The following is a 12,022-nucleotide window of genomic DNA, read 5'->3' as shown; positions in this document are numbered from 1 at the left end:
GTAGAGGGCGATCAGAACAACGGGGGCAGGAAGGCACCGAGGTTTCCGCCCGCCGCCCGATCCGCCGGATCGGGATCGATCCGGACCGAGTCCGGATCGCGCGGGTCGTAGGTGACCTTCACCGTCGAACCGCGGGCCGGGGCCTGCAACGGCGGGGTGATCATCGTGGCGACGACGGTCCGCTCCCCCTCGTCGGCAGGGAATCGGACCTGCACGGTGAACCGGGGATTCCCCATCACCCAGACATTCGTGAACTCGACGCCGATCACGTGGCCGATCACCTGGCGGCCGGTCTGGGCCAGCGCCTGCGCGCGGTCGTCCGCTTCGGCCCTGGTGACGAACGCCCTTCCCAGCACCATGATCATCACCAGTGCCGTCACCCCGGCCACCGCCGGGACGAGATACGGCTCGTAGTAGACGATCCAGTCCACGTCGGTCCAGGGTTCGGACGGCAGCCGCTTCCCCACCGACTCCGGCGGTGTCCAGGACGGAATCGCGGCGCCGGTGCCCAGCGCGATGCCGAGGGACGCGGCCAGGCTGCTCGCCCGGAAGCCGACGCCCATCCCGCGCAGCGACATCCCGCCGCCCCACAGCATCGCGAACCCGAGCGACGAGGCCACCGTGATCGAGATGCTGAAGAACAGAACGAGGGAGACCGCCGGGCCCGCGTCGGCCCCCCACGTGTCGACGCGGTTCAGCGACATCAACCGGAAGCCGTCCAGCAGCCCGAGCGCGCCCGACCAGCCCGCGGCCGCCCAGGCGAGCGTGGTGGGCACGCCGAGCAGCCACAGGCGCAGGCCGGGGCGGCGGGCCCGCCGGGGGTCATCCGGCAGGCCGAACTCGAAGGTCCCGAACATCACTACCGCCTAACTGTTTGTGGGTGAACCCGCGACCGCGATCGACGTCGGCAGGGCGCGGCTTGACAAAGCACGTCATGGCGGGCGAACAAGGCGCCCTGCCACCGCGATAGCGGGGCCTTCGGCCGGGCGGGTTCACGCATATGGTCACTTCTCCGGACCTATCGCAGCTCCGCTTACCGCTCTAACCGATCGGCCCGAACACGGCGACCTTCGCCGGGTCCGCGGGGTCGACACGGGCTTCGTGGCGGGTGCCCGGCGCGTACTGCTGGATCGTCGCCAGCGGCGTGATCAGCTGAGTCACCGTCCGGTAGGTGGTGCCGTCGGCGCGGGTGACCTCCAGCGTCGCGGTGTACTGCGCCTGCCCGGCGATCTTCCGGCCGGTCGGCTCCAGCTCGCGGATCACCAGGGTGGCCGGCTCGCAGGTGTCGTAGAGCCGCCGCAGTTCGGTGCCGTAGGCCTGCAGTTCCTGCTGCTGGCGCAGCTGCTCGTCCATCGGCAGCGCCAGGAACGCCGCCATGTCCGGGTCCGCGTTGAGGTTCCGGAACGCCTGCGCGGCCAGCTGCGGGGTCGGCAGCTGCGGGGTGATGTCGTGGCCCTGCGCGGCGGCGGCCTGCCGGAACTGCTCCGCGTGGCGCTGGAAGTCCTGCTCGCCGCGCGCCATGCCCTGCTGCGTCGCTTCGTTGATCTTGTCGCGGATCTTCTTGAACATCGGGTGCCGCCTTTCGCCGTGTCGTCGGTACTGGACACAGCTTCGGCGGCCCGTCCCGCTACCGAACCCAGGTTTTCCCGTCGTCGGTCGCGTCGAGGCAGATCAGCGGCGCCCAGAAGACCGGCGACGCCGCCGGTTCGGGCCGCTCGCGCCAGCGGGCGAGCCTGGTCCGCTGCCAGGCGCACAGCTCGGTGACCGGATCCTCACCGGCGAGCGCGGTATCGACGGCGATGACCAGTTCGGACATCGGGTCCGCACCGGGCACCGCGGCCGACGTCGGCAGCGCCCAGACCGTGGCGGCGACCAGACCCGCTCCGGCCGCGACGGCGGCGAGCAGCACACCGAACGGTTCGGCGAGGCCGAAATCGCTCGCGCTGGCACAGCCGATGAGCGCCACTCGCGCGGGCATGGTGTCCATTTCGGACAGTGCGAGGTCGGCGGCGGTGAACGGCCGGTGCGCTCCGATCGGTGCGGCCGTGCCCGGCAGATCGGCCGGACAGGACAGATGCAGCGCGGTCTGCGCGCCGTACTCGTCACGGACGCGGCTGACGTGCCCGACGAACACCAGCCGCGAACAAGGCCCCGCCAGGAGTTCGGCGAGCAGACGGCGGTCGGTGTCGGTGCGGCGCACCAGTTCGAGCCCGTGTGCGGCGGCGGGAAGGACCGGGCCGGCGGCGAGCCGCTCGTCGAGATGGCGGATCAGCGGTGAGGTCGTGTCCTGCTTGCCGAGCACGGAACCCAGCTCGCCGAACGCGCTCTGGCCCGGGATTCGTGGATCGAGCAGGTAGACCGGCGGGCCGTCGGCCGAGGGCGGGCGGCGCGGGATCGCGGCCGGGGCGAGCAGCGAGACGTCGGCGACGTCGAGGACGCGCTCGTCGCCATCGAAACAGAGACCGATCTCCTCGATCCCGAGCACGTGATCGGCCCGCCGGTCGGGCAGCGCCAGCAGTCCCCATGGCACACCGGCGAGGCTCGGCGACGGCTGGATCCGCAGGAGCGGGCGATTTCCTCCGGCGGCGGCACGCCGGAGCCGTTCGACCAGATCCGCGGGCAGGAGGTTCAGTGCGAGAACGCGGGCCAGGCGTTGTTCTCCGGCGATGCTCCCGAACGCGTCTTCGCTCAGTGAGCGCCGGACCGCGTCGGCCAAGCTCTCACCTTCGTGCGGTGTCGGGGACGCGGCGTCCAAAACCTGACGGGCGGTCCCGACCAGGGCGAAATCGATCGGGTGCAGGTGGACGGTGTCGAGGTCCTCGGTGGTCCGCCAGGTGAGGAAGGTGTGCCCGGCGTCGGCGAAGCGCAGAAGGAACGTCTCGCGCCCGGGCTTCGCGGCAGGCCAGGTCTCGACGGTTTCGGTGACCGGACGGGGCAGCCGATACCGCTCAGCGGCGAGGCGGAGCCACGGATCCAGCGCCATGGGCGACGTAGGAGACCAGCGCAGCGCGGGCGGCGGGGCGAGCCGCAGCGGGAGCGACGAAGTCACGGAACCCAGTGCCGCCAACGGGAGTCCCTCGGCGACCGGGCCCACTTCGAGGGTGGGGAGTGCGCCGGTGAGGTCCAGCGAGCGCTCCTCCGCACCCGTGTACGCGCCGACGGCGCAGGTGCGCTCGATGAGTTCCGCCGCCAGCCTCTGCTCCCCGAGCCTCGCCAGCAACGCCATCAGCAGCTCCATCGCCGGACCGGCGACGTCGCGGGCCCAGGCCGTCCGTGCCTGCGGCGCGGCGAACTCGAACCGGTACTCCGCCGCCGCGAGGGTCAGCGGGAGCAACAGGTCCAGCACCGCGGGGAGGTCTTCTCCACGGGCGAAACCGAGGGTGGCCGCGACGAAGTCCGTGTGGAGGCGGTCCGGCCACTCCCCCGACCTCCGAGCCGACTCCCGGGCACGGGTCACGTGCTCCTCCGCCGTCGCCCAGTCACCCGTCGCCGCGGCGCACCGGGCCAGCGACACGTCGAGACGGCGCAGGCCCCGGGTGTCTTCGTTGACCGTCCAGAGCTTTCCGGCGTGTTCGAACTGCTCACGGGCCTGTCCCAGCTCGCCCGCCAACAGCAGCAGGCCGCCCAGCGCGTGGCTCGCCTCGGCGACGTCCCCGGTCAGGCCGGCCGCGGCGAGTTCGTCCCTGGCCGCGACGATCGCCGCGATCGCACCCGGGAGGTCGCCGCCGAGCGCGCGGTCCGCCGCCAGGTCGATCCCCGCCTTGGCGGCCAGCGGACGGCCTTCGTGCCGCGCGCCGAGCCGCAGCAGATCCGCTCGCGCGTCGGCGTCCTCGCCGCCCGCCTGGCGGACACGGGCACGTTCGGCTCGCGCCATCGCCTGCAAGGACGCCACTTGCTCGCGGACCTCGTCGACGCCGGCAAGCGCGTCCAGCGCCGTCAGGATCTCGTCGAGCGCGTCCCTCGCCTCGGCCTGTTCCCCGGCCGCGATCTGCACCCTGGCGTCGAGGATGCGCAGTTCCAGCTCGTCCGCGCCGTGCGTGTCCAGGAGCTCGGGCGGGAACTGTCCTGGCTCGGCGGCCTTGCGGAAGGCCGCCCGCCGCCGCTGATCCGCGATGAGCTCGCGTGCCCCCGCGACATCACCTTCCTCTGTGGACAGTGAGATGAGCACGCGTTCGGCGACCTCGCGCGAGCCTTCGATCATCCGCAGTTCGACGTACTGACCGAAGTGGGCGATGGCGGCGGTGCTCACCTTGAAGGCTTGGAGTACGGCCTCCGCGCACTGCCGCGCGTTGCGCAGGTCGCCCGCCGAGTAGCAGACGGTGGCCAGATCGCTGACGGCGGCGAGTTCCAGATCGGTCCGGTCGAGCCGCTGCGCGATCTCCCGCATCCGCCCGTATGCCCGATGCGCGCCCGCGACGTCCCGCGCCGCGGCGAGCCGCTTGGCCTCGGCCTGGAGGCCGGCCGCTTCGACGAGCAGCCGCCGGTACTGGCTTTCGGACAGCGAACACGCCGGCACCTCGCCGTACGGAGCCGGTTCGAGTCCGAAATGCCGCGCGACGCAACGACAGTTGTACCCGTGCGAACTCGCCGTCGACAGTTCCGGCGGGGTTGGACCGTCCGGCGAATTGCGAGGCGGGGGCATGCCGACGAGCACGTCAGAACTCCTCGTCGGTGGAAGCGGCCGCCGCCCGTTCGGCGAGCGTTCCGCTCTCCGGCGGACGGGCCCGCACGAGCGCGACCACCTCCGCCCGGTCCTCCGCGGTGGTCCCGGCGACGCCCTCGTCGGCCACCCCGACGACGAGCGTGATCTGTCCACTATGGACACGCGCCGCCAGCCGGGCCGCGGTCTCGTCCAGATCGGCCGTGCCGGTGAACCGCCCGGCGCCCAGCTCCAGCGGCACCTCCGCGAACGGCTCGCCCTCGTGGCTCGCGAACGCGGTGATGGCCGCGTCGGCGAACGCGCCCGCGACGACGACTTCGAGCCGGGTGGCGGCCGCGGCGGCGACGATCCGCCAGGTCACCGTGTCCTCGCCGGCGTCCAGGATCCCTGGCGGCACCCGCGCCCAGTCGACGCTCGCACGTCCGCTCGCCAGTACGCCTTCGCCGGGTGCGACCGGATCGAGGCCCGCGGCCAGCGCGTACGCGCGTTGTCCCGGAGCCGCTGTTTCCCAACGTGCCGCCACTTCCGCGCGGACGACGTCGTCCTGATCGTCGAACCAGGCGGCGAGCCGGGCACACAGTCGCCGTACGTCTTCGGCGACCGGCCGCGCCGCTGCGACGAGGGCACCGCCCGCGACCGCCGCGTCGAACAGTTCCGCCGGAGAGGCTTCGAAATCGTCGAGAAGCCCTTCGGCCAGGTCTTCCACGTCGGCCGTCGCGACCGCCGTTTCGAGGTCCAGCAACGCCGGATCCAGCGGCGGAACTCCGAGCGACGGACCGGCGGGCCACCAGCGACGCAACCACAACAACAAGGCGAGCCTGCCGAGTTCCGGCAGGGCGGGGAGATCCGCGTGGCCCCGGCCGAGCGCGGCGAGGCTCGCTTCCGCGCCTGCGAGCCGCGTCAGCCAGGGTTCGGCGGCCCCGGCATCACTGAGCTCAACGCGCATCGTCGTCATCCTGCCCGCGAGGAGATCGGCGAGGGCGAAACGGATGAGGCCACCGTCCGCCGCGACCACGGGCGTGTGCACCGGATGCGTCACGACACGGCCTCCAGATCCGGCAGCCGGGCCATGAGCGCGCGGCGCACCTTCGTCCGCAGATCCAGCGACGTCGAGCGGACCACACCGGTGACGAGATCGCGGACGTCCGCGGCGTCGGCGGGCAGGTCGCCGCGGACGTCGAAGCCGTGCAGCCGGACCCACAGCCTGCCGAGGAAGTGCTTGGCGAACTCGCGAAGATCGCGTAGGAGCTCAGCGTCGGGCCGCGGGGTGAGCGGCGTGGCCCCGGCCAGGGCACGGCGGGCGTGCAGGACGTAACCCTCCCGCGCGACTTGCGCGTTGAGCCGCCGCGCGAATTCGGGGACCCCAGTGGGCGCCGCGCCGTCCAGCGGCCGCAATGCGGGGGCGAGGACGACGCCCAGCGCGAAGCAAGCGGCCAGCGCGGGCAGACCGAGCCCGAATCCGGCGGCGGCCCGGGTGAGTTCGTCGTCGACGAGGTCCTCGACGGGAGCCCGCTCGTCCGCGGGAAGACGGCGCAAGGTCGCGCGAACCCGCCGTTCGACACTGCGTTCGAGGAGTTCGGCGCCGGTTTCGTCGCGCCGGCTCAACGGCGGGACGGCGGTGCGATCTCCGCGCTGCAGACCGAGATCCGGTGCGGGCAGGCCGGAGATCTCCCGGACGATCTCACTGAGCGCGCGTGCCCCGCCCGGCTGTCGCAGCCCGAGCCCGAGAGCGTGCCCGGTGGCCGAAGCGGCGAGGGCGTGCCAAGCGCTGTCGGAAAGGCCGTCGACGAACGTCCGGAGCGCGGCGATGTCTTGCGGTATGGCGGATTCGGCGTGCCAACGGCGACGCAACTCCGCGGCCAGCCGCGCCTCGTGCCGTGGATCCGCGAGATACGCGGTGAGCTGATCGACGCCCGCCGTGCCGCCCTCGCCGTGCAGATCCCGCAACGCCGCCGCGGCCGTCGCCGCCGCGTCGGGACCCGGCGAGCCGAACCCCGTCGCCAGTTCGTACGCCAGCGGGAAACAGACGTCCTGGACGTTGCCCGCCGTGATGCGCAGGGCGCGGCGCTGACGTTTGAGATGGGTGAACCACGCGGCCGTCGCGCGCAGCCTGTCCGCGTCGGCCAGCAGGAGCTCCGTCAGCTCCGCCGCCGTGACCGCGTCCAGTACGGGACGGCCGAGCCGGGGACGCGCCGCCGTGCGGATCACCAGCGGGTCGATGATCTTCTTGATCGTCCGGGTCAGCGGCCCGCCGTCGGCCGCCGACAGGACCTCGACGCCGTCGATGCGTTCCCACGCCCGCGCGAGGACGGCCGACCGCAGCCGGGGCTCGCCCGATCCCGTCGTCAATCGCCCTCCCCCACACTCCGGCCGCAACTCTATCCGAGGGACCGTTCGGACTAACTTTCGTCCGTTCTGTACATACTTTCGTTGACTTCGATCGAAAGTCCTCTTAGGTTCAGCGACGTCACAGAGGTGCTCCGCCGCCGACCCGAGGAGCAACGATGCTTCCGTCCGTCCGCAAGCGCTTCACCCGGTCCATCGTCGCCTCGTCGGCGCTGGTCACGGCACTGTCCGGGCTGGCGACAGCCCCGGCCGAAGCGGCCATCCCACCCCAGCAACCCGGTGTCACGCTCCGCACGTACGACCTTCAGCGCGAGCTCACCAAGCTCTGCGCGATCAAATCCGGCCAGACCCCCAACGTCGACAAGCTGATGCCGACGATCAACTGGACCACCACCGCCGACTTCGGGCTCGACGAGCGGTTCGTCTCCGAGGTCATCGGGAACATCAACATCGCCACCGCGGGTCAGTACGAATTCCGGCTCACCAGCGACGACGGCTCCCGGCTCCGTATCGACGGCCAGACGGTGATCAACCACGACGGCCTGCACGGGGCGACTCCGGCGACCGGGTCGGTGCAGCTGAGCACCGGGTACCACGCGCTGCGGATCGACCATTTCGACAACACCAACGATCAGCAGGTGACCCTCGAATGGCGGCCGCCGGGCGCGGCGGACTTCGCGCTCGTGCCGAATTCGGTGCTCAGCACCGACGCCGACGTCGTGCGGGTGACATCGCCGGGACGCAAGGAATGCGAGGGCGCCACGGACTCGCCCGGTGACGGCCTGCCGCTGAACGGCGTCCACCCCGGCTTCACGCTGACGAATCTGCGTCCCGAGGGATTCCAGCCGCAGGTCACCGGCATGGACTGGCTGCCGGACGGACGGCTCGCCATCGCCACCTGGGGCGGATCCGACAAGGTCCTCGGCGAGGTCCATCTCCTGAGCAACGTCAGCGGGAACACCGACCCGGGCAAGGTACGCACGCAGCGTGTCGCCAGCGGGCTGAAGGAACCGATGGGCGTCAAGTACGTCGACGGCAAGCTGTACGTGTCGGAGAAGACGCGGCTCGTCGAACTGAACGACACCACCGGCGACGGCGTGACCGACGACTACCGCACGGTCGCGACCTGGCCGTTCGGCGGCAACTTCCACGAGTTCGCGTTCGGCCTGCTGTACAAGGACGGCTACTTCTACGCCAACCTTTCCGTGTCCATCAACTACGGCGGCGCCACGACCGACCCGCAGCCGGCGCCGAACCGCGGCACGACGATCAAGGTCGAAAAGACCACCGGCAAGGTTTCCTACATCGCCGGCGGGCTGCGTACGCCGCACGGAATCGGCTGGGGTCCGGAAGGCGACGTCTTCGTCACCGACAACCAGGGCGGCTGGCTGCCGGCGAACAAGCTCGTGCGGGTCAAGCAGGACCGCTTCTTCAACCACTACACCAATCCCGCGGGACCGTTCGACGCGAAGCCGGTGACCGCGCCCGTGCTGTGGTTGCCGCACAACGAGATCGCGAATTCGCCGAGCAATATGGTCATGCTGCCGACGGGCCCGTTCGCCGGGCAGATGGTGTACGGCGACGTGACGTACGGCGGGCTTCAGCGAGCGTTCCTGGAGAAGGTCAACGGCGAATACCAGGGTGCGGTCTTCCGCATGACCCAGGGCCTTGAGTCGGGCGTCAGCCGGATCAGCCTCGGCCCCGACGGTGCGATCTACACCGGCGGGATCGACGGCGGCGGGAACTGGGGCCAGCCAGGCAAACTCGCCTACGGCCTTCAGAAGGTGACACCCAACGGCACGAACGCCTTCGACATCCGCGCGATGCGAGCCGTCGCGGGCGGATTCGAACTGGAGTACACGCAGCCGCTGTCGGCCGAGACCGCGCAGAACCTCGCGGCGAAGTACCAGGCACAACAGTGGCGCTACCAGCCCACGCCTGCCTACGGCGGGCCGAAGATCGACGAGCAGACTCTGTCCGTCACCTCCGCGAGCCTGTCGGCCGACCGCAAGAAGGTCACGCTCCAGGTGGCGGGACTGAAGGCCGGGCACGTCGTCCACCTGCGGTCGCCGCGTCCGTTCGCGGCGGAGTCCGGCGCCGCGCTGTGGAGCACGGAAGCCTGGTACACGCTCAACTCCCTGGTCGGTGGCCCTCCGGCGAGCACGACCTACGAGGCGGAGCGGGCCGCGCTGAGCGGTGGCGCCGGGACGAACACGAACCACGCCGGCTACACGGGCACCGGGTTCGTCGACGGCTACTGGAACCAGGGCGCCACGACGACGTTCACCGTGAACGCGCCGAAATCCGGTGCCTACAACGCGGCCCTGCGCTACTCGAACGGCCCGGATCCGGCGCCCGGGACCAAATCGGTGACCGTCTACGTCAACGGGACGAAGGTGAAACAGGTCAGGCTCGCGAGCACCGGCAACTGGGACACCTGGAACACCCAACCTGAGACGCTGAACCTCACAGCCGGATCGAACACGATCTCCTATCGCTACGACACGGGCGACTCGGGCAACGTCAATCTCGACAGCCTCACCCTGACCGAATCCCGGCGCATCCAGTTGTTCAAGGGCACCGACCTGAACGCGTGGGAGAAACGCGCGGGCGGCGCCGCGACCTGGCCGGTGTCCGGCGGGGCGATGGAGTCGAACGGCGGGGACATCCGTACGAAGCAGCAGTTCGGCGATTTCCGGCTGCACGTCGAATGGAACGAGCCGGACTATCCGCCGGAGGTCACCGGACAGGCCAGGGGCAACAGCGGGGTCTACCTCCAGGAACGCTACGAACTGCAGGTGCTCGAATCCTTCGGGGACACCACGCTCGCGAACAACGAAGCGGGCGCGATCTACTCGAAGAAGGCGCCTGACCGGAACATGGCGACGGCGCCCGGGACCTGGCAGACCTACGACGTCACCTTCCGCGCCGCCCGGTTCGACGGCGCCGGGAACAAGACCGACAACGCCCGCGTGACCGTGGTGTGGAACGGCGTCGTGGTCCACAACGAAGTGGCGATCGACGGTGGTACGGGCGACAGCATCCCGGAGAGCGCGGCACCGGGCGCGATCCGCCTGCAGGACCATGGGGATCCTGGTGAGAACCCGCGGTTCCGCAATATCTGGATCGAGCCCATCGGCTAGTTCGCCATGGCGCGTGAAGGCCCCCTTCTCTCGGCTGAGCTGAGGGAAGGGGGCCTTCACGGACTTGTCAGCGGCGGCAGGGGCGGAGGTCCACACCTCCTGTCGTCTGCCCGGCGGTGACCGGAATCGGTGTGGCGGAAGCGAAATCGGCCGCGTCGCGGTACCAGCAGTCGGCATCGGTGTAGTGCTTGATCTTGACGTTCTGCGTGGTGAGACCGTTGACGGTGTACTGCCCGTTCGAATCCGGCGTGGCCCAGTCCACGATGTCGCCGGTACGCGCGCTGAAGGCGTAGACGTAGCCGAAGGTCGGCTTGCCGTCCTTGTCGAGGATCCGCCCGCTGACCGCGCCGTTCGGCACCAGCGCGGCGTTCTCGGTCACCGTCGCGCCGGGCCGGACGCGCACCGGGCGGGCGGCGAACCGGTCCGCGCCGCCTCCCGACCACTGCCACGCGTAGTCGCCCCGCGAAGACGCGAATTCGAGCGGCCACTTGTACGGCCCGAGGCCCTTGATCGTGTAGATCCCGCCGTTCCGGCTGCAGTTCACGTCGAAGCGGAAGCCGATCCGGGGATCGACCGCGTACGGGTAGACGCAGACGCCGTTCACCGGCGCCGCCGTGGCGCGATCGGTGACCTTGCCGGTGATCGTGCCGGCGGGATCCATCTTGATGTCCGCGGTCGGGACGGCCTTGCCGAGTTCGGCGGTGACCGTGCGGGCCTGCCCGATGTCGCCGGTGCCTCCGTCCGGCCCGGCCCACTGCATGCCGTAGCGCTCGTCGAGCGGCTTGACCAGCAGTTTGTACGCGCCGGGTTCGATCGGCCCGATCACCAGTTTCCCGTTCGCGTCACTGCAGTAGTACTGATAGTCCGCGTCGAGGACACCGACGATCGGGAGGGCGTAGGTGTCAACGCAGATCCGCTCCAGCGGTGCCTTGGTTGTCGCGTCCCGCACCGTGGCCACGACCGACGCGGCGGGTTTCATCGACGCCCGGAAGTCGGTGGTCTGCCCGGGGGCCAGATGGACCTGCTGCCCGTTGACCGGGTAATGCGTACCGTCCGGACCCCACACGCTCAGCGTGTAGTAGTCGAACGGCGGCACGTCCTCGTACAGCATGACTCCGTCGGCGCCCGCGCATTTCCGCAGTTCCGGCGGACGGGGCCGGTTGAGCTGCGAGCACGCCCCCGCGACGGGCGCGCCGGTCTTCTCGTCCGTCGCGACCACCCGGAGCTTTCCGTACGGCACCATGGCCTCGTCGACGACGGCGACCTGGCCTTCCTCGACCGCGAAGGTGTCCGCTTCCGGGAAGCTCGACTTCTGCCGGATCCATTGCCTGCGGTCGCCGTAGGTGATCGCCATCGTGTAGGTGTCCGCCTTGACACCGCTGAACGAATAGGTGCCGTCCGCCGCGGTGAGGACCGTCGACCACCACCGCTGGTTCTGGTCGGTGAGACTCACCGAGGCGCCCGCGGCGGGCCTTCCCTGATCGGTGATCTGCCCGCGGACCGTGGCCGTGCCCTGGCGCAACGAGAAATCCAGGCCGTGCGGCAGGTCCAGTACCTCGGCGGCGAGCGCGCTTCCCTTGTTGTACGCCCAAAGCTCGCCGTATCCGGCGGCGGTCGCGCGTGCCTTGTACTTGCCGGGTACGACGCCCGCGATCTCGTAGCGGCCGTCCGCGCCCGCGCACCCCGAACCCGTCTCCTTCAGGTCGAGGTCGAACAGCGTCACACACGCTCCGGCCACCGGCTCGCCGGAGTCCGCGGCCTTGACCACCCCGGCCACGATCCCCTCGTCGGCCGTCGCCGGACCGGCCGTCAGCAGCGCGACGATCGGGATGGCGGCGGCCAGGAACAACGCTCTCTTCATCGGAAGCTCCCC

7 protein-coding genes are annotated in these 12,022 nt (G+C 70.6%); 1 reads left to right on the top strand and 6 read right to left on the bottom strand.

The genetic code is table 11. From position 1 onward, the window contains the following. Positions 1-11: 11 nt before the first annotated feature. The 5 genes from ACIBTM_RS18925 to ACIBTM_RS18905 all read right to left on the bottom strand — a co-directional run bounded on the left by ACIBTM_RS18925 (position 12) and on the right by ACIBTM_RS18905 (position 7,009). Positions 12-857: a DUF3592 domain-containing protein gene (locus ACIBTM_RS18925; protein ID WP_395878254.1), complete on the bottom strand. Its 846-nt coding sequence runs from the start codon at positions 855-857 to the stop codon at positions 12-14. 184 nt (positions 858-1,041) lie between these two features. After that, a complete protein-coding gene (locus tag ACIBTM_RS18920) occupies positions 1,042-1,569 on the bottom strand; it encodes a hypothetical protein (protein ID WP_395878252.1) in 528 nt (175 codons plus the stop codon). 58 nt (positions 1,570-1,627) lie between these two features. Then, entirely contained in the window at positions 1,628-4,654 is a 3,027-nt protein-coding gene (locus ACIBTM_RS18915) for a hypothetical protein (RefSeq protein ID WP_395878250.1), read from the bottom strand. Position 4,655: 1 nt separating this feature from the next. After that, positions 4,656-5,699: a hypothetical protein gene (locus ACIBTM_RS18910; RefSeq protein WP_395878249.1), complete on the bottom strand. Its 1,044-nt coding sequence runs from the start codon at positions 5,697-5,699 to the stop codon at positions 4,656-4,658. Then, positions 5,696-7,009 carry a hypothetical protein gene (locus ACIBTM_RS18905; RefSeq protein ID WP_395878247.1) on the bottom strand — a complete coding sequence of 438 codons (1,314 nt, stop codon included), beginning with the start codon at positions 7,007-7,009 and terminating at the stop codon, positions 5,696-5,698. The genes ACIBTM_RS18910 and ACIBTM_RS18905 overlap by 4 nt, the downstream gene beginning before the upstream one ends. A gap of 155 nt (positions 7,010-7,164) precedes the next feature. Here ACIBTM_RS18905 and ACIBTM_RS18900 point away from each other — a divergent pair, with 155 nt between their 5' ends. Next, on the top strand, positions 7,165-10,149 hold the full coding sequence (locus ACIBTM_RS18900) for a family 16 glycoside hydrolase (protein ID WP_395878245.1): 2,985 nt from the start codon (positions 7,165-7,167) through the stop codon (positions 10,147-10,149). A gap of 67 nt (positions 10,150-10,216) precedes the next feature. On the opposite strand, the gene ACIBTM_RS18895 is transcribed toward ACIBTM_RS18900, so the two are convergent. Continuing rightward, the gene (locus ACIBTM_RS18895) at positions 10,217-12,010 is read right to left on the bottom strand and encodes a carboxypeptidase regulatory-like domain-containing protein (RefSeq protein WP_395878243.1); all 1,794 of its coding nucleotides are present in this window, start codon (positions 12,008-12,010) and stop codon (positions 10,217-10,219) included. Positions 12,011-12,022 lie beyond the last annotated feature (12 nt).

The organism is Amycolatopsis sp. NPDC049868 (assembly GCF_044461365.1).
GTDB lineage: Bacteria > Actinomycetota > Actinomycetes > Mycobacteriales > Pseudonocardiaceae > Amycolatopsis.
Note: the sequence above shows the minus strand (reverse complement) of the source record. Positions and strands in the feature narration are given on the sequence as shown.